The 23438-nt window shown below is 43.5% G+C and carries 29 protein-coding genes; 13 read left to right on the forward strand and 16 right to left on the reverse strand.

What is annotated here, in order from left to right; all coding sequences use genetic code 11:
• Nucleotides 1-446 precede the first annotated feature (446 nt).
• The 4 genes from IQ224_RS07550 to IQ224_RS07565 all read left to right on the forward strand — a co-directional run bounded on the left by IQ224_RS07550 (nucleotide 447) and on the right by IQ224_RS07565 (nucleotide 3765).
• Nucleotides 447-1226 carry a hypothetical protein gene (locus tag IQ224_RS07550; RefSeq protein WP_002742234.1) on the forward strand — a complete coding sequence of 260 codons (780 nt, stop codon included), beginning with the start codon at nucleotides 447-449 and terminating at the stop codon, nucleotides 1224-1226.
• The gene (locus tag IQ224_RS07555) at nucleotides 1226-2035 is read left to right on the forward strand and encodes a metallophosphoesterase (RefSeq protein WP_002742233.1); all 810 of its coding nucleotides are present in this window, start codon (nucleotides 1226-1228) and stop codon (nucleotides 2033-2035) included. Before IQ224_RS07550 ends, IQ224_RS07555 begins: the two co-directional genes overlap by 1 nt.
• A 21-nt stretch (nucleotides 2036-2056) precedes the next feature.
• The gene (locus tag IQ224_RS07560; RefSeq protein WP_002742232.1) at nucleotides 2057-2755 is read left to right on the forward strand and encodes a metallophosphoesterase; all 699 of its coding nucleotides are present in this window, start codon (nucleotides 2057-2059) and stop codon (nucleotides 2753-2755) included.
• A 131-nt stretch (nucleotides 2756-2886) separates the two neighbouring features.
• On the forward strand, nucleotides 2887-3765 hold the full coding sequence (locus IQ224_RS07565; protein ID WP_002742231.1) for an alpha/beta fold hydrolase: 879 nt from the start codon (nucleotides 2887-2889) through the stop codon (nucleotides 3763-3765).
• Nucleotides 3766-4152: 387 nt separating this feature from the next.
• Here IQ224_RS07565 and IQ224_RS07570 read toward each other — a convergent pair whose 3' ends face one another.
• A complete protein-coding gene (locus IQ224_RS07570) occupies nucleotides 4153-4410 on the reverse strand; it encodes an Asr1405/Asl0597 family protein (protein WP_002742227.1) in 258 nt (85 codons plus the stop codon).
• A 281-nt stretch (nucleotides 4411-4691) separates the two neighbouring features.
• Between IQ224_RS07570 and IQ224_RS07575 the strand changes: the two genes are divergently transcribed.
• From IQ224_RS07575 to IQ224_RS24905, 3 genes are read left to right on the forward strand one after another with little or no spacing between them, the layout of a single operon-like run.
• The gene (locus IQ224_RS07575) at nucleotides 4692-5252 is read left to right on the forward strand and encodes a Crp/Fnr family transcriptional regulator (RefSeq protein ID WP_002742223.1); all 561 of its coding nucleotides are present in this window, start codon (nucleotides 4692-4694) and stop codon (nucleotides 5250-5252) included.
• An 11-nt stretch (nucleotides 5253-5263) separates the two neighbouring features.
• The gene (locus IQ224_RS07580; protein WP_002742221.1) at nucleotides 5264-5515 is read left to right on the forward strand and encodes a hypothetical protein; all 252 of its coding nucleotides are present in this window, start codon (nucleotides 5264-5266) and stop codon (nucleotides 5513-5515) included.
• A 48-nt stretch (nucleotides 5516-5563) separates the two neighbouring features.
• Nucleotides 5564-5752: a hypothetical protein gene (locus tag IQ224_RS24905; RefSeq protein WP_002742219.1), complete on the forward strand. Its 189-nt coding sequence runs from the start codon at nucleotides 5564-5566 to the stop codon at nucleotides 5750-5752.
• Here the strand turns inward: IQ224_RS24905 and IQ224_RS07585 are convergent.
• From IQ224_RS07585 to IQ224_RS07620, 9 genes are all read right to left on the reverse strand, one after another.
• Entirely contained in the window at nucleotides 5722-6705 is a 984-nt protein-coding gene (locus IQ224_RS07585) for a methyltransferase domain-containing protein (RefSeq protein ID WP_002742217.1), read from the reverse strand. The genes IQ224_RS24905 and IQ224_RS07585 overlap by 31 nt on opposite strands.
• Before the next feature lie 116 nt (nucleotides 6706-6821).
• Nucleotides 6822-7130, reverse strand: a complete 309-nt coding sequence (locus IQ224_RS07590) for a DUF5132 domain-containing protein (RefSeq protein WP_002742215.1) — start codon at nucleotides 7128-7130, stop codon at nucleotides 6822-6824.
• 237 nt (nucleotides 7131-7367) lie between these two features.
• Nucleotides 7368-7532, reverse strand: coding sequence for a hypothetical protein (locus tag IQ224_RS07595; RefSeq protein WP_002742213.1), 165 nt, complete (start codon nucleotides 7530-7532; stop codon nucleotides 7368-7370).
• Complete coding sequence (locus IQ224_RS07600; RefSeq protein ID WP_002742211.1) at nucleotides 7529-9691, reverse strand: heavy metal translocating P-type ATPase; 2163 nt, start codon at nucleotides 9689-9691, stop codon at nucleotides 7529-7531. Before IQ224_RS07600 ends, IQ224_RS07595 begins: the two co-directional genes overlap by 4 nt.
• An 11-nt stretch (nucleotides 9692-9702) precedes the next feature.
• Nucleotides 9703-10047: an HMA2 domain-containing protein gene (locus IQ224_RS23890; protein ID WP_370583136.1), complete on the reverse strand. Its 345-nt coding sequence runs from the start codon at nucleotides 10045-10047 to the stop codon at nucleotides 9703-9705.
• 147 nt (nucleotides 10048-10194) lie between these two features.
• Entirely contained in the window at nucleotides 10195-10446 is a 252-nt protein-coding gene (locus tag IQ224_RS07605) for a hypothetical protein (RefSeq protein WP_228036126.1), read from the reverse strand.
• A gap of 124 nt (nucleotides 10447-10570) precedes the next feature.
• Nucleotides 10571-10810: a FeoC-like transcriptional regulator gene (locus tag IQ224_RS07610; protein WP_002742208.1), complete on the reverse strand. Its 240-nt coding sequence runs from the start codon at nucleotides 10808-10810 to the stop codon at nucleotides 10571-10573.
• Between the two features lie 109 nt (nucleotides 10811-10919).
• Nucleotides 10920-13244 (reverse strand): Fe(2+) transporter permease subunit FeoB, encoded by a 2325-nt coding sequence (feoB, locus tag IQ224_RS07615; RefSeq protein ID WP_084990002.1) that lies wholly within the window; start codon nucleotides 13242-13244, stop codon nucleotides 10920-10922.
• 42 nt (nucleotides 13245-13286) lie between these two features.
• A complete protein-coding gene (locus tag IQ224_RS07620) occupies nucleotides 13287-13922 on the reverse strand; it encodes a FeoA family protein (RefSeq protein ID WP_002742205.1) in 636 nt (211 codons plus the stop codon).
• Nucleotides 13923-14087: 165 nt separating this feature from the next.
• Here IQ224_RS07620 and IQ224_RS23895 point away from each other — a divergent pair, with 165 nt between their 5' ends.
• Nucleotides 14088-14246: a hypothetical protein gene (locus IQ224_RS23895; protein WP_002742203.1), complete on the forward strand. Its 159-nt coding sequence runs from the start codon at nucleotides 14088-14090 to the stop codon at nucleotides 14244-14246.
• A 267-nt stretch (nucleotides 14247-14513) separates the two neighbouring features.
• The gene (locus IQ224_RS07625) at nucleotides 14514-16388 is read left to right on the forward strand and encodes an ABC transporter ATP-binding protein (RefSeq protein WP_002742201.1); all 1875 of its coding nucleotides are present in this window, start codon (nucleotides 14514-14516) and stop codon (nucleotides 16386-16388) included.
• Nucleotides 16389-16519: 131 nt separating this feature from the next.
• Here IQ224_RS07625 and IQ224_RS07630 read toward each other — a convergent pair whose 3' ends face one another.
• Nucleotides 16520-17917: an amidase gene (locus tag IQ224_RS07630; RefSeq protein ID WP_002742199.1), complete on the reverse strand. Its 1398-nt coding sequence runs from the start codon at nucleotides 17915-17917 to the stop codon at nucleotides 16520-16522.
• 143 nt (nucleotides 17918-18060) lie between these two features.
• On the opposite strand from IQ224_RS07630, the gene pyrR reads away from it, so the two are divergent.
• Nucleotides 18061-18594: a bifunctional pyr operon transcriptional regulator/uracil phosphoribosyltransferase PyrR gene (pyrR, locus tag IQ224_RS07635; protein WP_002742197.1), complete on the forward strand. Its 534-nt coding sequence runs from the start codon at nucleotides 18061-18063 to the stop codon at nucleotides 18592-18594.
• A gap of 184 nt (nucleotides 18595-18778) precedes the next feature.
• On the opposite strand, the gene IQ224_RS07640 is transcribed toward pyrR, so the two are convergent.
• From IQ224_RS07640 to IQ224_RS07665, 5 genes are all read right to left on the reverse strand, one after another.
• Nucleotides 18779-19561, reverse strand: a complete 783-nt coding sequence (locus tag IQ224_RS07640) for an endonuclease/exonuclease/phosphatase family protein (protein ID WP_194032792.1) — start codon at nucleotides 19559-19561, stop codon at nucleotides 18779-18781.
• A 245-nt stretch (nucleotides 19562-19806) separates the two neighbouring features.
• Nucleotides 19807-20007: a photosystem II assembly protein Psb35 gene (gene psb35, locus IQ224_RS07645; RefSeq protein ID WP_002737145.1), complete on the reverse strand. Its 201-nt coding sequence runs from the start codon at nucleotides 20005-20007 to the stop codon at nucleotides 19807-19809.
• Between the two features lie 59 nt (nucleotides 20008-20066).
• Entirely contained in the window at nucleotides 20067-20474 is a 408-nt protein-coding gene (locus tag IQ224_RS07650) for a gamma-glutamylcyclotransferase (RefSeq protein WP_002752991.1), read from the reverse strand.
• A complete protein-coding gene (locus IQ224_RS07655) occupies nucleotides 20471-21496 on the reverse strand; it encodes an aldo/keto reductase (protein ID WP_002742186.1) in 1026 nt (341 codons plus the stop codon). The genes IQ224_RS07650 and IQ224_RS07655 overlap by 4 nt, the downstream gene beginning before the upstream one ends.
• Nucleotides 21497-21808: 312 nt before the next feature.
• Nucleotides 21809-21934 (reverse strand): hypothetical protein, encoded by a 126-nt coding sequence (locus IQ224_RS07665; RefSeq protein ID WP_002742185.1) that lies wholly within the window; start codon nucleotides 21932-21934, stop codon nucleotides 21809-21811.
• A 99-nt stretch (nucleotides 21935-22033) separates the two neighbouring features.
• Here IQ224_RS07665 and IQ224_RS07670 point away from each other — a divergent pair, with 99 nt between their 5' ends.
• From IQ224_RS07670 to IQ224_RS23905, 3 genes are all read left to right on the forward strand, one after another.
• Nucleotides 22034-22825 carry a Uma2 family endonuclease gene (locus tag IQ224_RS07670; RefSeq protein ID WP_194032793.1) on the forward strand — a complete coding sequence of 264 codons (792 nt, stop codon included), beginning with the start codon at nucleotides 22034-22036 and terminating at the stop codon, nucleotides 22823-22825.
• Nucleotides 22826-22969: 144 nt separating this feature from the next.
• Nucleotides 22970-23113: a hypothetical protein gene (locus IQ224_RS23900; protein ID WP_228036127.1), complete on the forward strand. Its 144-nt coding sequence runs from the start codon at nucleotides 22970-22972 to the stop codon at nucleotides 23111-23113.
• Entirely contained in the window at nucleotides 23103-23270 is a 168-nt protein-coding gene (locus tag IQ224_RS23905) for a DUF5615 family PIN-like protein (protein WP_002737266.1), read from the forward strand. Before IQ224_RS23900 ends, IQ224_RS23905 begins: the two co-directional genes overlap by 11 nt.
• The last annotated feature ends 168 nt before the right edge of the window (nucleotides 23271-23438 follow it).

The following is a 23438-nucleotide window of genomic DNA, read 5'->3' on the forward strand; positions in this document are numbered from 1 at the left end:
ATTGAGGGGGGATCGGCACCCCCCTTATCAAGGGGGGCAGGGGGGATCGAACCTAAAATCCATTTTTAATTTAATTATAACCAGCTACTTATGAATAATTTATGGATAAAAACTTTAAAATTTAACGAACCCTCGATCCAATGGTTTTACATCTCTTTGTTCTCTAAGTTCATTAATGAACTTAGAGAACATCGCAAACCCTTGCACTTCACGGAAGCGGCGATCACAATTAAAAATGAGGGGAATTATCTTAGTTGATTTACCCGATGGACAAAGCCAATGGTATCCTAGAGAAAAGAGCCATAACCATGATTAATATCCCAAGAAACCGCCAATTTTTCCCAAAATAACCTTGCTAAGTCTAGAGGATTGGTTAAGAAAGATTACTTGCCCCAATCTCACTTATGCTAGAATGATTATCATTACCACAATAAAGAAGGAGCAAAATGATTATCGTGGTGACGGGGGGTATAGCTGCGGGAAAAACCCATTGGATTCGCCAACAAATCGCTCAAAGCAAGCAGCCAAGTCTATATTTTAGTCCCCAGACGGAAACTTTTCCCATTGATCATCTCACTTTACAGAATGACTTTCCCCAGTTGTCCTCTATTTCTAGGGAAGAAGAAGACCGTTTAGGCAGTTTATCCGTCGAAAACACGGTATATATGGAAGTGCCGTGGCATTTAGACACGCAATCCCTCGAAAGCTTTCTAAAACCCCTCAATTGTCATCGGGTAGCGATTACGTCTCCAGACGAAGAAATCCCCGAAGGACAAGTACCCGTCGATGAAATTGTCTTTAGTCCCGTCAAAACGACAATAAAAGGTGATCAATGGTTAAAAAAACGAGAAATACAGATTTATAGAGCCGTTTTAACGGGAGAAATCCTCGATTTTTCCAGTTTAACTACCTTTTGGACAGAATTAACCCAAGGGGCCTATGGGGAAGTGCTGCGGGTTAAAAGTATCTTCGATATCATCGATGGTCAGTGTATTTATGGGGAATTTATGGATGAATGGCCAGAAAAAGACTTTCAAAGCCTAAATTTCCCCTTAAATCTCGATGGGAGACCGAATCGCTTCAGTGGGATTGAAATCGTCGGTCGCAATCTCGATAAACCGACAATTGCCGATACCCTGAGTGATTGTTGTCTGTCCGATGAGGCACTTTTTTATTATCAACAACAATTTCAAGAATCTTTAGAGCCAGAAATGGAGTTAATCTGATGAAAATAGCCGTTTTATCCTGTATTCATGGCAATATGCCCGCTTTTAACGCTGTTTTGCAAGATTTAGACCAACAGGGTTGTCAAGAAATCTACTGTTTAGGGGATTTGGTCGGGTATGGACCTCATCCTAACCAAGTGGTGGAAAAAATCCGTCAACTGGGGATTACCACGGTACAAGGGTGTTGGGATGAGGATATCGTTGAGGGATTAAATGCCTGTGAATGCAGTTATCCGTCGCTTTTAGCAGAAAAACGCGGTAGATTAGCTCATGAGTGGACAAATCAAATAATCACCCCAGAAAACCGTAATTATTTGTCAAAACTGCCCGAAATTTTTAAGCTAGATCACCTCTGTTTTGTCCATGGTAGTCCCCAAAGTAACCATGAGTACCTTTTAGCCGAAATGGACGCTTTTACAGCTTTAGAACGGGTTTTATCGGTAGATACAGAGGTTTTATTCTGTGGACATACCCACATCCCCTACATTCGCACTCTCGACGCGGGAAGCTTGCAAATAAAAGTGTATCAACCCGATGGGGAACAGTCGCGGCAATTTACCACACCAGTTAAACGTATCATCAACGTGGGATCGGTGGGAGAACCACGTCACGGTCGTCCAAATGCCACCTATGTGATTTACGATCGAGAAACGGCGGCGGTACAATTGCGAGAAGTGGCCTATAACTATCAGGAAACCTGTCAGGCTATTTTAGCATCGGGTTTACCTCCTATTTTCGCTTGGCGATTGGCTAAGGGTCTAGAATATGCGGAAAAAGCCGATGATCCGACTCATGTTTGCGAACGTTAATTTGTGATAAATCAAGAAATTATGTGGGCAATTTTAAGCGGTATTCAAGGCAATTTACCAGCCTATCAAGCGGTCTTGGAAGATATTCAGCAACGGTCAGTTACTGTAGAAAATTTATATATTTTAGGAGATTTTATCGGTGTTAATCCCGATAGTGAAATGCTAGTAGAACAAATACGTTATCCCACTAAAAATAACTTATATCCACAGGTTTGTCGGGGATGGTGGGAAGAACAATGTTTAATTTTACACAGTTTAGGAGCCACAGGAGAACCGACGGAATTAATCGATAAACATGGAATTGACAGCACTAAACAACTCTGGGACGCAGTTTCTTTAGAAACGGTGCAATGGTTACGAAATCTCGATTTTGGTTTTGTCGAGTTGGATTGTTTATTAATTCATGGCAGCACTGTCAGTGTTAGTGAAGAATTAACCTCCGATACTCCTCCATTGCAAATTTTAGATCGACTGCAACGGATGGGAGTTAATAATCTATTTTGTGGTCGTGCGGGAAAAGTTTTTGATTATTCTTTACAGTCCGCTAATTTAACTAGCACTGTTACTACTTTAGATAAACGGCAACCAAGTCAAACTTTGACGATTCAAGATAAGCGTTTAATTGGGGTTGGTAGCGTTGGTAAAGAATTAAATAAAGCAGTTTACACTCTCTATAATCCTAGTAATAATTGCGTGGAGTTTAGAACCGTACCTTATTAATCTTTCAGACATTAATTAAATATTAAAGATTAATTTGGTTGCTCTTGATTATGATATAATGCCGAGTAAAAGCAATTATTTTGGGTTAGATTAAAGATAGAATCAATCTAGTTAACTATGAGGTAATAGTTATGGTGGTCACTTCAGACGCAGCTAATCTCCAGAAATTTTCTTGGCAGTGGCAAAATCAAACTTTTGAGATTGTTTACGATATTCAAGGACAAGGTACACCCGTTTTATTATTACCTGCTTTTAGTACCGTTTCCAGTCGCAGAGAAATGGCAGGGATAGGGAAAATATTAGCGACAAAGTTTCAAATATATAGCTTAGATTGGTTGGGTTTTGGTGATTCTGAACGACCAATTCTCAACTACGAACCCGCTATTTTTAAACAATTATTAATTGATTTTGTTCAGTCCACTTTTAAGCAACCAGTCACCATTATTGCGGCAGGTCATGCGGCGGGATATGCCCTCAATTTAGCCAAAAATTACCCCAATTTACTAGATAAATTAGTCTTAGTCGCTCCCACTTGGTTGGGTCCATTGTGTGCCATGGGATTGTCCCCAGAAATGCGTAATTTCTTGCGGGAAATGGTGCGTTTTCCTTTGTTAGGAGAAGGGTTATATTTTCTCAACACCACTCCTGCTTTCCTGCGTTTTATGTCTAGTCGTCATGTTTATGTAGATGGGGAAAAATTAACACCCGAATTAATTGCCCATAAACATAAAATTACTCAACATCCTCACGCTAGATTTGCCCCAGCTGCCTTTGTGACGGGTAAACTGGATCCAGTGACTAATCGTCAGCAATTTATCGATTATTTTGCTGATTTAAAGCTGCCAGTGTTAGTAATTATCGCCGAAAATGCACCCCCAAAATCGAAAGCAGAAATGGAAGCTTTAGGGACTTTACCCCAAGTACAAACGCTAAAACTACGAGGAACTCTAGGAATTCATGAAGAATATCCTATCCCTGTAAGTGAGGTAATATTGCCTTTTTTAGGCTAAGTTCGGGATTAGAGGAGATTTTCTACCCAAACCGAATTTAACTCCTAGTTTTCATTGACCGACGAAAGCAGTAGTTAAACTATCATGAGTCAAAAAATGGGTCAAAAACACCGACACTTTGATTAGCAATAAAAAGTCAAACAATAGCAATTATAATTAGGGTTTGCTGAAAAAGTTTGTTGGTGGAGGCAGGGTGTGGGGTGTAGGGTTTTACTGATTTTGAGGACGTTCGGCGAGCTCAGTCGAGCCGGGGTCAATTACCTAATTTTCAGGGAAAAAGTCCAGGGATTTTCCCCCCAATCACTCCCATATTTGGTACTTTTTGATTGACAAAAAGTCTAAAAGTCTTACCCAACAAGGTTTTTAGATTTATTCAGCAAACCCTAATTAATGATCGACACCGCTAACTTCTAAGCGCCAGCAATCTTTCAATAATTGAATTAATTCCCCTCTAGAGCAATGGAGAGAACGCAACACACCCAAAAGCTGAACTAAATCGTAGGGTGACTCGATCTGCACCGTCAGGGGGGAGTACATTGGACATTGACAGCAAATACCAAGGGAAAGAAGACGATAATAGACTTCCCGTCTTTCCCCAGAGGAGAGAGGTGGGGAGTAAAGGAGTTTTTCGGGGGGACTATTCATGGTTACGGGGGAAATCTCATAACTTCATTATCACACAGTTGCAAATAATTATCAATTGCTTGAAAGCTAATCGCAATCATTCTCAGTCTCGATCGAGGGGATATTTCGAGGTGAAATCTTGGTCTTTGGCTGTTGACAGCTTTGAATGAGGGGTATAAGGAAGCTCATCTTTGGTAAGTCCCATCAGTTGGAGGAAATTTTTCTGGAATATCCCTGTTGATTTTATTGAGAAAATCATGCAATAATTAGAGGGGAAGGTAATTCTACTAGCGGTGGTACTTATGCGGGAACCTCTCGTCACTCGTCTATTTCAACCCCGTGACCCCCTACCCTCGCGTCTGGATGCTCTTTGGTTAATCAATCGCGGTGTGGTTAAGGTGATGACGTGGGATGAGGAAGGAGAAATCGTCATCCTCGGCTATTGGGGAGAAAATGATGTGGTCGGCCGTCCCCTATCGCAGATTCAACCCTACGAGATGCAGTGCTGCACTAGCGTTGAAGCTACTTGTCTTCCTCTTGAACGGGGTAGCAGTCTTTCCTCGGCTCTCTGTCGTCACGTTCAACAAACTGAGCATTGGCTCTGTTCCCTGCGTCGCGATCGGCCTAGGCTGCGTTTTCTGAAAACTCTAATTCAATTATCGCAAAAGTTCGGTCGTCCCGCAGAAACGGGCCAGCGTATCGATATCCGTTTCACTCATCGGGAATTAGCTGAAATGGTCGGGATGACCAGAGTGAGCATTACCCGACTCATCAATGAATTCGAGCAACAAGGTCTGATTTCTCGTGCGGGAGGACATATTATTGTTTTACCTTCTGCTGACACCCAATTTCATCCTTATTAGGAGATAAACCTATGGCGATTATTCACTGGGATAAATCGATTCTGACTTTTCATCTCAAAGAAATTATCGAAGATCACGAATCAGGAGATCGAACGGCTCTCTTTGGTTTGGGAACAATTGTTATCGGTGCGGTTGTGCTGCCAGCTGCGGTCAAATTAGGCCGACCAATTCTCAAACAAATTATCAAAAGTGGCCTATCTCTCCAAGCTCGATCGTCACTGATCAAAACTCCTACTATTCCCCACAACCCGATCAATAATTAATTGGATTGCCTCTAGTTAGGGTTTGTGGCAAAAAGTTTTTCCTGTGGGGTGTGGGGTTTTATCGATTTTGAGGGGGTCAATTACCTAATTTTCAGGGAAAAAGTCCAGGAATTTTCCCCCCGATCACTCCAATGGTTGGGACTTTTTGAAGAAAAAAAAGTCCAAAAGTCTTACCCAACAAGATTTTTAGATTTATTCAGCAAACCCTACATAACTGAGGTAAGAGACTCTTGCTGACTTGGTTGCAGATTCGATTTAGCGCGAACAGCGCGGAACATCCCAAAACGACATAAACCCGTGCCAAAGGCCAAACGCATCAGCAGAATTGTCGGCACTTCTCGGACGGATTTAAGCAACCCAGTTAGACCAAATTGCCACCAACCTTGGGGACGAATTACCCCCTGCCAAATGGTATCAATCCAAGAGGGTAGAGTGGCTGTTGTCCAGTCAGCAGTCACCACTTCCCCATCTACCAATCCCGTGGCCGCTAACTGTTCGGCAAAACCTTCGATGCTGGCAAAAGCGGGGTGAGACCACTGATCCAAAAGTTGGCGCATGACGGGACGTTCCCAGAAATTAAGCGGTTTTTGACGGTCATCTCGCTGATTCCAGTCCGCTACCACCAGGACTCCCCCTGGTTTGAGAACTCGCAGTAATTCCTGAGCAAAAACGGCTTTGTCCGGCATATGGGGACCGGCTTCGATTGACCAGACCACATCAAAACTCTCGTCGGGAAAAGAAAGGTCCATGGCATCATCGACCAAAAAGCGAGCATTTACATCTGGGGGTGTTAGTTCTTTGGCCCGTGCCACTTGTTTGGGACTAATAGTGACACCGGTAACGGCAAATCCGTAGTCGCGGGCCAGAATGCGACTGCTGCCACCAATACCACAACCGACATCGAGGAGAGTTGCACCGGCGGGTAGTTTATCCAAACCTCCCCAAGAGACCATTTCCGCCACAAAGTCGGCTTTTGCCGCTAGAAAGTCTTTTTTTTCTGGTGGGGAACCGTAGTGACCTAAATGGATGTGTTCCCCCCAATAATATTCTAAAATCCCGTCCTCGGTCCATTGGTCGTAGGAATTGGCCACCGAGTCCGATGATTGGTACTTGCGAGAGGAAACAAAATAGACGACGATAGCGATCGCTAGGAGTAACCCTAAAGATGATGTCACCAAAAGTATATTCATTCAATCCTACTGGGCAAACTGACACAAAGCTTAATATCTCTTAAAGATTATATAACTTTGAGGTTCTGCCGGCTGAGGGCTAACAGGGTTGAGTGACTTTGGTTACTCACCAGAAATTAACTATCGCGTAATGAGGGTTCCGAATTAACCCCACTGGGTAGAACCACTTGATGATCGCGTTCGGCTATGACTTCTGCTTTGGCCTCGGCGACGATATCCCCCAGCACTTCTGCTGTTTCGGCCAAGGAACTCTTAGTTTTTTCGTAGAGAACAACGCCAGTTTTAATCGTTGCTTTGGCGACCGGTTTCAGTAAAGAAATCACGGTGGGGGCCAACAGCAGCGCACCGATTCCGAAAACGATCGCTTTCCCTGGAGTAATTTGTGCTAGTTTTCTCGTTTGTTCTAACATCTGTGTTTTTTCCATGAGCTTTAAACCATTGATTTTGTTGCCTTCAGTCTGTAGATAGCAAAAGTTTTTAACTTAGAAGCATTATCTACCTACGAGTACCATTATAGAATAGTTTTTGAGGGAATATTATTAAGTTTTTTTTCAAGAGAATATAGCCTAGATATTCACCTATCAGTTATTAGTGGATGGGTCAAGACTTCCCCAGATACCGACTCTTAAACCATCATAACAATCTTTGATTTTTATGATGGTTTAATGTCTATTATCACCTCGCTCGAATTCTTCTAATGGAAAAGAACGGGAGGAGAGAATATTTTCTAAATCCAGTCGGTTATAGATGGCTTTAATTAACTTTTTGCTCAATTTTTTAGTAACTTTTTTGGCAATTTTATTAGCTAATTTATCATATTTACTCATGGAGTCTCCCTTTGACCTTGTAGTTGATGAAAAACCAGAGGACGCAAACTATTTAAACCGGCAATAATTGCTGTCCCGTTATGAATTGCGGTGGCTAAAAGTGGATTAAGACCGATGCTAGTGGCCAAAACGAGGGCGACTAAATTCGGGGCGACCACTAGAAAAATATTTTGTTCAATTAAAGCTTTAGTTTCTTGGGCAATAGCGATCGCCTCTAGTAAACTGCTCAGATCATTATTCATCAGTACCACGTCGGCGGTTTCTCTTGCCACTTCCGAACCCTTCTCGAAAGAAATCGACACATCTGCATAGGCCAAAGCCACGGAATCATTGAGACCATCGCCAACAAAAGCGACTGTATGGCCAGAGCGATGCAATTCTCGAACTATTTTAGCCTTTTGTTCGGGAAAAGCCTCAGCATGAACCTGGCCAAAGGGAATATTTAACGCTTGCGCCACTTCTTTCGCCCTTTGTTGATTATCCCCCGTCAACAGATGCACAGTCATGCCATAATCTTGCTGTAGGCGATCGATTAACCAACGACTATCGGCACGCAAAGGGTCAGTATAGTGGATTACCCCCTGAAATTGCCCATTACAGGCCAGATAATTGCGAGACACCCAAGCACTGGCGGGGTTGGCTAAATCACCGCCAAATTCGTCTAAATTGACCCCTTGCTGGCGTAAAAACTTGTCACTGCCCACCAATACCTGATTACCATCAATTTCTGCCCGCATTCCCAGTCCTAACTGGTAATCCCAATCTCCCCTCGGTAAGATTTCCACACCCTGGCGCTGGGCATAGTCAGCGATCGCCATAGCGACGGGATGGGTGATCCTTTGTTCGGCCGAGGCCGCTAATTGGAGAATTCGTTCTGGGGATAAGCGGCCAGGGATAGTTTCCACTCCCACCACCATCACTTCCCCCGTGGTCAAAGTTCCCGTCTTATCAAAAACAATCGTATCGATATCTGCCAATAACTCCAAAGTTCTGCCACTGCGTACCAAAACCCCGTGACGGGTGGTATGATTCAACGCGCCTAAAAAAGCTGTAGGTAAAGATACCCGAATCCCCGTGACAAAATCGAGGGTGAGAATAGCGGCGGCCCGGGCAGCATCTCGGGTGGTGAGAAAAATTAGTGATGCTAACCCTAAAGAAGGCAAAATCAGGCGATCAGCCAGATTAGCGGCATAATTGGCCATGCGGGTATCATGGACAGGAGCTTTTTGCAGAAGTTCGATACTGGCAGCGGCGCGAGTTTGTTGACCGACTCGTTCACAGGTGAGGCGGATCTGACCGGAACGAACTAAGGTGGAGGCATAAACGAGAGTTCCTTTTCGGGCGACAATAGGCAAGGATTCCCCGGTTAGTTGCTGTTGGTCGATTACCGCTTCCCCTTGCCAGACTGTGCCATCAACGGGGATGCTTTCCCCGGGATAAACCACCACTGTCTCGCCAATTTGGACAGCATCACTGGTAATTTGCTTGATTTCGCCGTCTTTTTCCACCCAAGCGTAATGACCGATTGTATCTAATAAATTAGCCGTTCGTTTTTCCGTTGCCCTAGCGGTACGATCGCGAATAATGTCCCCCAATTCATGGAGGGTGATAATCAGGGAAGGTGTCAATAATTTCCCTTGAAAACCGCTAAAAATCAGGGCTAAGAGGTCTAAACAATCGATATTTAGTTTACGCTCTCCGAAGATACTTTTCAGCGCCCGGGCTGCCACGGGAAAAGCTGCGGCTAAAAGGACGCTTCTGGCCAAGATGCTCAAACCGGGTTGGGGAAAACGTTGACAGGCGATCGCGAGGAGGGTGGCGGCGGTGGGAAGGGCAAGGTTAGACCATTCTTCTTTCCCTAGTTTTTGGGGCTTGTCTGGCTCGATCGAAGACTCGTTGGGCTGATTGAGCATTTTTTGCCAAAGCGAGCCAAAATCCCTGTTTATTTCAGGGGTGAGGGCGGGAGCATACTCGATCACCAGAGAGGCGGCGGCGGCGTTGATGCGGAAATGGGTAATGGCGGGATGGGAAGTTAATTTTTGTTCTAAGGTCTTGACAAAATGCCTATCAGATGCTAGGCGGGAAATTCGCAAGCGCAGCCGACCAGGGAGAGAGTGAACAACGCTTACGGAATTGAGGGAAAGTTTGCTTAAGTTCATCGGAGTAAAATCTAGCTAGTTTCAAGATTACTGTCAGAATTGGCTAAATTAAGTAGATTGATCAGACGAAAGCCTAAATCTAACTCGGAGAGGCCGGCTGCTTCGTAGGTAATTGCCAGAGAGGCAGCGGTAGGATTAAGGCGATGACTAAGAACAATTGTCTCAGCTGCGAGGAGGTGGTTTAATCTTTTAGCAAAGGCAGCATCTTGACTTAAACGGTCGATACGAAGGCGAATTCGTCCCGGTACCGAGTGAACAATGCGACAACCCGGTATTATTTCCTGATTGCTATAATCTGGGCTTTTTTCGGCAGTTTTTGGGTCACTGGTGAAGGGAGATTTTAACTGTTGGAAAATGGCTCTTCGTTACTTGTTATGGTTCGATAGGGGGGCATAAATCAACAAAATCTTTATCTGGTAAGGGATTTAATTGATTAGTTCGCTTTAGATAAAAAACAATTGACAAAAATCGCCCAATGTCTTTCTCTATAAGAGTTCCATCCCTTATAACTCCCGTCTATTGCATAAGACAAACCGAAGAACCTGGAAAATTTGTCGCGAGATACTGGCTACGGCTAAATTAACTAATAGTGCATTGGCCCCTCGCAGTTGAAAACGACTGGTAATAAATAATCCCATTAAAACTGGAATAATCATCTCCACTTCATTATGTTCTCGCAGAAATTCGGCCAATTGTATTTGCGGATCCTCGCTGGTGGCCGATTGTGTCGAGACAATTTCTGTGTTAGTGATCATAATTTTATCTCCTACAAAAAGATAGTAAGTAGTCGTGCAAAATAAATTTCCTAGTGAAGATGGGCAAAAGGCAAAAGCTTTATCGAAATGTGTAATTAATTTTGCCTAGGTACTTATTCAACTCTTAGTTGTTTGTCCCTGTGGAATTGCCCTCAATCCATTCGTAAAAAGCCATAGATTCTGGGGAACAACGGCTGCATCCTCCGCATTTTTCTAGGGAAATCAGACGAATTCGCCCTTTTTTTAGCAAGCGATCGAGCATGGGACTTAAGGCATCCGCTGACATCCGAAAGTGTGTAGATAAGTCAGACAGAGATGCTTTCTGATTTTTGGCAAGATAAGCCTGTATATCGGTTAAAATCATGGTTTATAAGCGAAAAAAATCGAGAAAAGTTACTTGATTGCGGTGGGTTACGGCGAATCTAAATAATTAGTTAGTTGCCTAGCTTTTTGTCGCCTAACCCACCCTACTTTTAAATTGCTGGACGGTTGATTTTTCGGGGACGGAGATTTTTTAAGGTGAATAAAACCCCGACTACGGTTAAACCCATCAAGACTATCCAAAAGAGAGAAAATCCCGGATGTCGAGAAAAAGTGGCGATTTGATAGAAGGAAGTGGCAACAATATAGGCCATTCCTGTGGTCCAGAGGGCAATAAAAACAGTCCAACCGGCATTAGTTTCGCGATATACGGCCGATGTGGCCGAAACACAGGGAAAATAGAGCAGAACAAACAAAAGATAGGCAAAAGCACCCGCTTGACCATCAAATCTTTTCGCCATCGCCCCAAAGATTCCTAAATCTACCTCTTGCTCTTCGGCAGCCGTTTTTTGATCTTGCAGATCACCAATATTCAAACCCAAGGGATCAAGTAATTGATTGGGTAATTGCGCTAAATTGGCGGGAATAGTGGCAATAGCTGCCTGAATTTGCCCCCAAAAGTCGAATTTTTCGGCTGCTACCCCCTGATTAGGGTTATCTTCCCCCGCTAGTTGGCTGTAAATTGAGTTTAATGTGCCTACCATCGCTTCTTTGGCAAAAACTCCCGTAAAAATGCCCACCGTTGCCGGCCAATTTTGCTGCTCTAGTCCCATGGGTGAGAAAATAGGAGTTACAGCTTTACTGGTGGCACTTAAAACCGATCGCTCGCTGTCTTGATTACCAAAAGAACCATCAAAACTGACGGAGTTGAGTAGTCCCAAAATCATCACCATTAAAACGATAATTCGTCCAGCTTTCCATAAAAACGCTTGCAGACGTTCCCAAGTGCGAATTAAAACCCCTTTCAGACGCGGTAGATGATAGGGAGGCAATTCCATAATAAAGTGACTGATTTCTCCCTTGAGTAGGGTTTTTTTCATCACCAATCCCGTCAAAATAGCGGCGAGAATTCCTAAGATATAAAGACCAAAAACGATGTTTTGACCACCTATGGGGAAAAAAGCCGCCGCAAATAGGGCATAAACAGGTAATCTGGCCCCACAGGACATAAAAGGGTTCATCATAATCGTCATTAAACGATCGCGAGAATTTTCTAGGGTTCTGGTGGCCATAATTGCCGGCACATTGCAACCAAATCCCACTAGCATGGGGACAAAGGATTTACCCGGCAATCCCACCAAACGCATCAATCGGTCCATGACGAAGGCTGCCCGGGCCATATAGCCAGAATCCTCTAAAATTGACAAAAAGAGGAACATAAAGCCAATTACGGGGATAAAAGTGGCGACGGTTTGCACACCTCCCCCCGCTCCATCAGCGAGCAGAGCAATTAGCCAACCCGGGGTATGGATTGTTTGTAAAACTTGGGCTAAACCATCGACAAAGATAGTCTGGGCAGTTAAATCGAAGAAATCGATAAAGGCAGCACTAACATTGATGGTAAATAAGAACATTAGGTACATTACGCCCAAAAATATCGGAATTCCCCACCAGCGATCGAGAACAATCCGATCAAGGCGATCAGACATGGTATCATTTATCTGTCCAGTCCGTTGAGTGGCTCCCTGGGTAACTTGCTGAATAAAGCCATAACGAGTATCAGCAATTAAAATATCAAGGTCTTCCCCTAAAACTTGGTGTATTTGTCGTCTATGCTTGACGATAATGCTTAATAGTTCCTGGGAGCGCAATTCTGGGGCGATGCGATCCTCGTATTGCAGTAGATTTAAAGCAGTCCATCTTGGCTCAACAATCCTTTTACTGCTATGGTCGTTAATGTAGGCAACAATCTCGTTAAGAGCTTCCTCAATTACCGCAGGATAAGCGACATAAGCGGCAGTATGGCTAATATTACTGACTAATTCCCCAATTTTTTGCTTTAATTCTCCGATTCCTTCCCCTTTAACTGCACTAATCGCCACGACAATTGCATCCATGCGAACGCTTAAGAGTTGCGGATTAACCACAATACCCCTAGTTTTGGCCACATCCATCATATTTAGGGCAATCAACATCGGTAAACGCATCTCCATGATTTGGGTAGTTAGGTAGAGATTACGCTCTAAATTAGAAGCATCGACGATATTAATCACTAAATCCGCCTCTCCTGACAGCAGATAGTCCCTAGCGACTAATTCATCCATTCCCGTTTCCCCTTCTTCCACATCGAGGGAATAGACTCCGGGTAAATCCACAAGGGTGATATCTTTCCCGTTAACTTGAAATCGTCCCTCTTTGCGATCGACTGTTACTCCCGGCCAGTTGCCGGTCCGTTGATTGGCCCCTGTGAGAGCATTAAAAAGGGTAGTTTTGCCACAGTTAGGATTGCCAATTAAGGCGATAATCGGTTTGACCATAATTTAGGATATTGAGTGACTAATAGGCTGAGATGATTAAATTTAGCTTTCTGGGTCTATTTCTTCGACGATTAAAGCGTCTGCCTCCTGTTTACGCAGACTGAGATGAAATCCCCGCACTTGAATCTCGACGGGATCCCCCAAAGGTGCCACACGAATGACGGTAAACTCTGTCCCCGGAGTTAATCCCATTGATAACAATTTTCCTTTGTATCCTCGTAATGCTCGGTCATAACCGACGACTTTACCCGCTTTTCCTATGGGTATCTCCCGCAGAAATGTTCTTACTTCAGGTAGGTCTTTTTTGGGTTCCAGTTTTTTCGGTTGACTGTCACTAACGAGGATTTTTTCGGCCATTTCTGCCCCGATACCAATACGATTGTCTTGAATGGCAATTAAAACTGATCCCCTCGGTTGGGAACTAATTACCTGTAATTGAATGCCGGGGTTTAATCCCATACCTAGGAGTCGATTAATCCCTCCTGTCCCCTGAAATCCCGCTAACCAGACGGTTTTTCCCATTTCCACTTGTGCGAGGGGATAGGTGGCAGCCAAGTCATTACCCCTGGGAGTGACATTATCTAATTCTGCCTCTGTACCGCCCCAATAGGAGAATTGGTCGTCTTTTTGCCAGTTTTCTGGTTTTTCTGGTTCATTAGCTCTAATTTTATCGTCCATGCTTTTCCTATCTCCAAAGGTAATGAAGGTCTTTCATTCAAGAGTGACAATAATTTCTTGATAGCTCATCGAGTTTACTGAAGTAGCTAAAGGGTGAGGACTCCTCTAATGTCAGCCTCAGTCAACGGTTTTTGAACTGTCTCGGAATTGCGATCGCTTAAATAAATGCTAATCATTCTCAATTACCAGTGTAATCCCAAAGGGGAGACAGGAACGAAAAATTTTTCTTTAAAAAAGTCACCAGTCTCCGGTAAATGGCGATCGCTCAGAGACGAAAATCTTCTTAATGCCGAAAAATTCGGCTCTCTTGGGTTTGGTGGGTAAAATGTATTCTAAGATACAGTCCTGCTGGCGGTCGCAACGCGCTCGCTACGCGAGACCGAGTGGAAGGAACCACAGAGACACAAAGGACACAGAGATCGATCACTACTATATAAGTTAAACTTATCACACAAAGAATAAGAGAGCCAAAATTCTCCCTTGCAAGGGAGATTCCCCCAGCTATCTACCAATTAATTGCACCCAGCTACTGGGAACAGAAAAAGCTATATTTAATAAGTAAATCGAATCTGTTTTTCTGAATAAAGACCTATGGATAACAAAATTCTCGACGTTCACCATCTCACCGTTGAATTTTCCAATCAGAAAAGAACAACAGTCGCCGTTAATAACATTAGTTTTAGCTTGCAGAAAGGTCAAGTTCTCGGTTGTGTGGGGGAGTCGGGTTCAGGAAAATCTGTCACCTCCCTCGCACTCATGGGATTGGTTCCCTCTCCCGGAAAAATTACCCGGGGAGAAATTTGCTTTCGTCCAGCAAAAGGTCAGTCAATGCAAGTAGTAGATTTATTATCTATTCCCCTGGAAGAATTTCGTTATTATCGCGGGGGAGAAATGGCAATGATTTTCCAAGAACCAATGAGTTCTCTTAATCCAGTCTATAACATCGAGTTTCAACTCACCGAAGCAATTTTACTGCATCAAAAAGTCACCCCCGAACAGGCAAAAAATCAAGCAATCTCTCTACTGCAAGAAGTGCGCTTATTACCCAGTGATGAACAGTTAGAGGAGAAATATATAGAAACTTTTCCCTTAGAAAATAAGGGTCATGTCAGAGAAAAAATTAGAACTTATATTCAGGAACAAAAAGAAGCAATTCTCAAGCGTTATCCTCACGAATTATCGGGGGGACAATTACAAAGGGTAATGATTGCCATGGCGATTTCTTGTAATCCTACCCTATTAATTGCTGACGAACCAACCACCGCTTTAGATGTGACTGTCCAAGCAGAAATATTAAGATTATTACGAGATTTGTGTAAAAGCGATCGAGAAATGTCGATGGTTTTTATCTCCCACGATTTAGGAGTTATTAACGAAATTGCCGATCAAATTGTCGTGATGTATCAAGGAGAAATTGTCGAACAGGGACCAAAAGAAGAAGTATTAAATTATCCCCAACATCCCTACACAAAAGGTTTACTTGCCTGTCGTCCCCGCTTAAACTCTCGTCCAGAAAAATTGCCCACCGTCAGCGATTTTTTACGAGTGGAAAAAGACTCTCAAGGTAAGATTATTAAACTACAGGAAATTACTCCACCAGCAGTTAATTTTATTACTCTCCAGGAGGAAGAAAGCAGAATCGCAGGTTTACAGAATCACGAGAATATTTTATCGGTAGAAAATTTATCGGTTAGATTTCCAGTTAAGGGAGTTTTCGGGCAAGTAAAGACCTTTTTTAATGCCGTAGATCAGGTCAGTTTTGCCGTTAAACAGGGGGAAACCCTCGGTTTAGTCGGTGAATCGGGCTGCGGAAAATCTACCTTAGCAAGGACAATTCTGCGCTTAATTCCTGCCACTTCTGGAGATATCTATTTCCGAGGAGAAAATCTCGCTAAATTAAACCCCAGCGATCCAAAATTAAGACTACTGCGACGGGAATTACAGATAGTTTTTCAGAATCCCTACAACTCCCTGAATCCCCGTTTATCTATTGGTAAAGCAATTTTAGAACCGATGGTTATTCATCATACTGGCGGCAATTCCCCAAAGCAACGGCAAAGAGTAGAATATTTATTAGAACGAGTTAAACTTGATCCTAATTGGTTCGATCGCTATCCCCATCAATTATCGGGAGGACAACGACAAAGGGTGTGTATTGCTCGCGCTTTAGCCTTAAATCCTCAGTTTATTATCTGTGATGAATCTGTCTCTGCTTTAGATGTTTCCGTACAAGCGGAAGTCTTAAATTTACTCAAAGAATTACAGCAGGAATTTAATCTCACTTATATCTTTATTTCCCACGATTTAAGTGTCGTCAGATTTATGAGCGATCGCATTATGGTGATGAATAAAGGTAAAATTGAGGAAATCGGTACAGCTAACGAAATTATCAACTCTCCCCAAAGCGATTACACGCGTAAACTTATCGCTTCCATTCCCCAATTTACCGAAAGTCTTGCTAGTTAAGTAGCTGGTTATAATTAAATTAAAAATGGATTTTAGCTTCGATCCCCCCTGCCCCCCTTGATAAGGGGGGTGCCGATAGGCGGGGGGATCCCCCTTAATAAGGGGGGTGTCTGACAACTTTTAACACCTACCTACTTAAAATTAGCAGTCAAACCGAAAGGATTAGCTGCCTCTAATTGTGCCGATAAACCCAACAAAGTGATTTCATCAGCCGGTTTACCTACTAACTGAATTCCCACGGGTAAACCCTGACTATCTAATCCTGTGGGTAAAGCAATTGCTGGTAAACCACTGGCATTAGCAATGGGAGAAGGGGCAATCCAAGCAATCATCCTATTAACCGCTTCTTCCGGTGGTAAATTTTCCCACTCACCAATTCTGGGGGGTTGATGTAGAAAAATTGGCAAAAGTAAGACATCAAAATTATCAAACATCGCCACAATTTGCCGCGAAATAACGTGCATCTGCTGCACTGCTTGCAGGTATTCCCCCGCACTGCCAGAATTGTCCAATAACCATTGGTTAAGGGGACTTAATAACTCCCTGGGAATTGCCGCCGCTGCCGTCCCCGCTTGCCAAATACGGCGAAAAGGAGGGATTAAAGCCTGTAAATCGGGAGAATACTCCGTTAAATGATGCCCCATACCCTCTAAAATTTTAGCCGTCTCGAGGACAGCATTTTTATAAACGGAAGCCGCCTCGCCGAAGGGGGATATGGAAGTAGAAAAAGCGATTCTCAGGGGTTTTACGCCTCTCTGAGTGGCTTCTAGAAAAGAAAAGGGCGGATCGGGTAGCCAGTAGGGATCGCCCGTCGTATAGCCCGAAATAACGGTAAGCAGCGCCGCCCCATCTGCCACCGTCTTAGAAAGAGTGCCGTTAGCGGCGATACCGCTTTGAAATTCCCCCACCGGGGCATAGGAAACGCGCCCACGACTGGGTTTTATCCCCACCAAACCGCAACAACCCGCCGGAGTACGAATGGAACCGCCACCGTCGGAACCCTGGGCAATCGGGCAGAAACCCGCAGCTACCGCCGCCGCAGCACCGCCACTGGAACCTCCTGCGGTATAATCGCGGTTGAAGGGGTTACGAGTCGGCAAAAAACCCGGATTTTCGGTGTAGGGAAAGGACCCTAACTGGGAAGTGGCAGTTTTGCCCAGAAGGATAAAACCCGCCATTTTCATTCTGGTGACGATTCCTTCGTCGTATTGGGCAATATTTCCCTGTAAAGCGGCGACTCCGTAACTAACCGGCATTCCAGCGACGGCATTTAAGTCTTTAATGGCGGTGGGAACTCCAAAAAAAGGCGGTAATTCGGCAGTAGCGGCGATTTGACTTAATTGTTCCGTTTGGATGCTGGCGGTTGCTAGGGCGCTTTCCCCGGCGACATGGACAAAACTACCGATTTGAAAGTCAAATTTCTCAATTCTGTCGAGGTATAAATGGGTTAATTCTAGGGGGGAGATTTGTTTAGTGCGAATCAGTTGGGCTAATTCTAGGGCAGATTTTTGCAATAATTCATCACTCATGAGCGATCGAGTTAAAATAGGTAAGTGAAAATAATTATATTCGTTAGTGGGAAGATGGTTTTAAAAGAAAAAAGGAAAAAGTAAAAAAAGACCATTGCTGTAAAAATTTCCCTATCCCCTATCCCCCCTTGTCTTGGAAAATTATGACCTCACAGTTAATTGAAATTCTCTCGGCTGACGAAATTCGTCGCACTATTACCCGTTTAGCTTCCGAAGTTATCGAAAAAAGTGGCGATTTAAATAACTTGATTTTGATCGGTATCTACACGCGAGGAGTGCCTTTAGCTAATTTAATCGCTAGTCAAATTGAGAGCTTAGAAGGGGTAAAAGTTCCCGTGGGAGCGATCGATATTACCTTCTATCGCGACGATCTTGATCGCATTAAAACCCGCACTCCTGCTAAAACCAAAATGCCCCTAGATGTCACGGGAAAAACCGTGATTTTAGTTGATGATGTTATCTACAAAGGTCGCACAATCCGCTCCGCTTTTAATGCTATTATTGAGTATGGCAGACCGCAAAAAATCCGCTTATTAGTCCTCGTTGATCGTGGTCATCGGGAATTACCAATTCACCCAGATTTTACCGGCAAAAAACTCCCCACCGCAGCCGAGGAACAGGTAAGAGTTTATCTACAGGAGATTGACGGCAAAGATGGGGTGGAATTAATCAAATAAACAGATGATTGGTAACTAATCCCCGGAGGAAAATAAACAGAATTGCCTCGATAATAGCCACGAAAATAGCACTTCTTGAGTCTTTGCCTGTTGAAAACACCGAAAAAATTTAACCATTGAATCACCAAAGTCTGCTGAAGCTTTTACCCTCTATATATTTGCTAAATACAACAATAATCTATTTTTAGGGCAAGGTAAAAGCAGCAATTACAGGATAATGATCGGAGGGAATAAGATTCAACCAACGGCAAGGATCGACTTTAGCCCAATCTAACTGCAAACGGCTATCATAATAAATGGTATCGATGGCTAAATAAGGGGTATCGGTGTAATTATTAAAGCTCATTTGTTCGGCTAATTCCAAATCGGCTAAAGCATCCTTTAATCTAATTTCTGACTGGAGAGGTTGAGTTAAAATCTGACGGGGTAATTGCTGAGAATTAACATTAAAATCCCCCGTTAAAAATAAGTAATCTTTTGTTAAATCTAGTTGACAAAAACGCTCCTGTATGCACTTAGCACCTAAGTCCTTAGCTTTGTCGCTATAGTAATCGAGATGGGTGTTATAAAACTGCAAAGTTTGCCCCTCAAGAGTGCGAAATTTAGCCCCCGTTACCATGCGGGGATAAGGATTACCCCAAGCTTCAGTAATACTGCCAATAACATCGGGAGTTTCTGATAGCCAAAATTCGTATATTTCTAAACATTTTAACCGACTTGGTTGATATAAAATCGCACAATGTTCATCTAATCCTGTCCCTCTGCGATCGCTGCCTAAACTTTGGTATTTTGGCAATAAACGGTGTAGATCCAATAATTGATTAGCGCGAGCTTCCTGAGTACCAATTATATCGGGAGAATAGTGAGCAATTAAAGCCGCGACTGCTTCCCTTCTTACTCGCCAATTACGCTCATCGGGATCGGGTTTATCGTAGCGAATATTAAAGGACATCGCTGTTAGTTTCATAGCAAAATCGAGAATAGGGAAGATGGAAGGGAATGGGGATTTCTGTCAGTAAATAGTAATCAGTAATCAGTGAACTGAAAACCCACATCTGATAACAAGGTCTGAATCTAAAACCTAATTTGTTAAGCTAAAAGCTTTGATGTGCTTAGTTTCTAACCTTCTTTTTAGGTAGGAGAATTGCCAGATTCTGTGTTTTGCCCCTTGCCTCTTGCCTTGAGAAGCTGATAACTGATAACTGCCTTTTTCTAGGATCGAGAATCAGAATCTATATCTGTCTTCACTTCGGGGATAATATCCGGTCTTTGGGCATCTTCCCAACCAACCGGGCGCTTAGAATTATACCAAGCGATCGAACCGATGGTGACAGCAGCGAGAAAACCGACCACATAAACTGCCACGAAATAAACGGGGAATTTGCCACTGGCCACTTCTAGGAGTAGATACATAATTTTTTCACGATTAAGCTTTTAATTTGTATATCTTAACAGAATCGGCCCCCTCATCCCTATTCTCGATCGCTACTGGTCCACCAACCGGAAGGAAGCCAAATACCGCCATGGATAGCTATTTTTGCTGGTGTCATCACATATCCCCAGGCTTCGCAGATTAATTCTCGCTCTAGATTATAAATAGGGATTCTGCGACGCTGATACTCGTTTTCTTCTGCAGCTCTGCCGGGTTGATAATCTTCCAAACTATCCAAAAGCCCAATATCATAATCTGCGTTAAAAGTCAATAAAATTCCCTTCACCCAGCCATCCCCCTCGGTCAGTCCGGGATAACCGAGGGCGGTAAGATGGTATAAATGCCCCCTTGTGTAGGCGGTTTTAGAGTTGATCACTTTTCCTGCACAGTAGGCAGAATAGTTACTCTCTTTAGGTTTCAGGGTTCCATAAACAAAGACTTCCATCATCGGTCCAATTGTGCCGCTACTCCTCCTAATAGGATATCGCGAACAAATTGACTGGCTAAAAGTTCCTGGGGAAAACCGAGGGAAATGGCACTGATATTATCAAGTCGTTGCAGCTGTTCCCCAGTCAGGTTAAAATCCACACAGGCGAGATTATCCTGCAATTGGGACAATCTTCGAGCGCCAATGATAGGAATTATGGGGTTAGGGCGATTTCTGAGCCAATTTAACGCCACTTGTGCCGGTGATTTCCCGATTTCTCTGGCAATCTCTAGGACGGTCTCGGCAATTTTCAGATCGCGATCGAGAATTTGAAAAGGTTGGTCGGTCATGCTTAAACGACCATCGACGGGGTTGGGTTGATTATATTTTCCCGTTAAAACTCCTCCTCCCAGGGGACTCCAAGCTGTCACACCGATGTTTAATGCTTTGGCCATAGGCAATAATTCCCGTTCGGGGGTGCGTTCCTTGAGAGAATATTCTATTTGTAGTCCGATAAAGGGTGTCCATCCCCGTAGGGTGGCCAGGGTGTTTGCTTGGGAGACAATCCAAGCAGGACTGTCAGAAATGCCGATATAAAGCACTTTTCCCATCCTGACCAAATCATCGAAAGCACGCATCACTTCCTCCATAGGAGTGAGAGAGTCCCAAATATGAAGCCAGAGTAAATCGATATAATCAGTACCTAAACGCTTTAAACTAGCTTCTACCGCCTGAAAGAGGTTTTTTCGATGATTTCCGCAGGCATTGACATCCCCGGGACGGGTGTTGAGAGAATATTTCGTGGCGATTACCCATTTTTCTCGATCGCCCTTGACAAATTCCCCCACTAATGTTTCACTGGTTCCGTTAGTGTAGATATTAGCAGTATCGAGAAAATTGCCGCCCGCTTCCGCAAAAGCCTGAAAAACCGCCCGACTTTCCTCTTTATCCGCTCCCCAACCCCAATCTTCCCCGAATGTCATCGTCCCTAGACATAGTTCGGAAACTCGCAGACCACTATTACCTAAAAGTTTGTAACGCATAATTAACTAAAATTTTGAATAAGAAGTTAATTATAATTGAATTTGATCGACAGCTAACCCTGGCCTCAGTGGTTATACTAAATTCCGTTGAGAAGGTATAAAGGAGCGGGGAGCGGGGAGCGGTGAATCTGGTTGGCCGCAAATGGTGCTGATAATATGGTTAGCATGGAAGCGCAAATGCAAACTGTTGCGGATGTTTTCCTCGGGGATTTCTTCTTTGAACAGATGCTCTTTTTCTTCATCACTTTTGCCACTTTTTTCTACATCTAAAAAGGCTTGTAAGTGTTGGGGAACGATGGTAAATTCTTCCGACTAATAGGGATCAAGGCGGGTAATATTTGCTGATTGGAAACAGACGATATCTAAATCAATTAGTCCATCAAGAACAGCGATTTTGATGCGTGGATCGCCTTTTGTCTGGGAGCGAAGAGCGGTCATTCCATTCCGGCGATAGCATTGAGATCAGGCATAGTTTTTGCAGGTTTTGAAGAACAGTTATAGAATAAAAGCTAGATAACAAAAATAGGGGAATTAAAGATGAGTTCAATGACCCAAACGGTACAATCCTCAACCACCATTCAGGAACCTTCGACCACAGCGTATTGCGCTTCCCCTTTACCCGACCACACCCAACTCCCCGATAAAGATGGAAGTTTTGTGAAAAACTATCAAGAGCCTCCCCAAGCAGACCTTTTAACGCATACTATTACACCCCTTTTAGAGCAATTACATCCTGACGGTAATTACTGTCTAGGTCGAGATTGTGGGATTTATTGGCGATTGCCAGAGTATCCAGAATCCTTAGAAAAGGGTGCTGTTGCTCCCGATTGGTTTTATGTTCCCCATGTCCCCACAACGATTGAGGGTCAAGTCCGGCTTTCCTTTGTGATGTGGAAAGAAACCATTGAACCGGTTATTGCCTTAGAATTTGTCTCTGGTAATGGTGAAGAAGAACGGGATAAAACGCCTGTTAAGGGTAAATTTTGGATCTATGAGCGAGCGATTCAAATTCCTTTTTATGGGATTTATGAAGTTAACAAGGCTCAGATCGAGATGTACCAGTTAGTTAATGGTCGTTACCAAAAAATGACTCCTAATCAGCGCGGTCATTATCCCATTACTCCTTTAAAGGTAGAGTTAGGAATTTGGCAAGGGGAATACCAAAATCAGTTCTTTCCCTGGCTTCGCTGGTGGGATGGGGAAGGTAACTTGTTGTTAACTTCCCAGGAATCCACTCAACAGGAACGACAACGAGCCGAACAGGAACGACAACGAGCCGATCGCCTAGCGGAACAGTTAAGGGCCTTGGGGATAGAACCTAAAGATTAGATCTCTTGCATAAGTCTAGACAAAATAGGATAAAATAGTCCAAGAGTTAAGATTAAAAGATGACTTACGAAAAAGTAAGGGACTTGCGTATTAATAAATTACCATCTAGACTAGAGAAGCAACTTGTTACTCCCACTCTCAACTATGGTAACTGAACTGACTGAAAAAATCAAATCAAGCTTGAAAGAGGCGGCAAAAAAGCTGACAGGTTTTAAGAAAAGGGCTTTTATGGCGCAAGTAACTATAGACTATTTTAACTCTTCTGAGAATCCTGTTTTTGTTAGATGAAAACTTATCCCCAGACCTCAAAATATCTCTGTTGCGATTGAATCCTAATCTCGATATTTTGCGAGTAGGTGAACCCGATGCACCACCACTGGGAACTTTAGACCCAGAAATCCTAGATTATGTTGCATCATTTCAACGGTTGTTAGTTACCAAATAATTGTCGCAGTATGCCCGGACACCTGAAAAACCATTGGGATAAGGGGGGACATATTTGGGGTTTACTATGGTTGCGTCCCAGTGCTAATTTAGAAATCTGGGCAGAAGAATTATATCTGATTTAGGAAGCATCCGAAGCAGAAGAATGCATTGACCGAGTTGATTGGAT

Source organism: Microcystis sp. LEGE 00066, assembly GCF_015207925.1.
Taxonomy (GTDB): Bacteria; Cyanobacteriota; Cyanobacteriia; order Cyanobacteriales; family Microcystaceae; genus Microcystis; species Microcystis ichthyoblabe_A.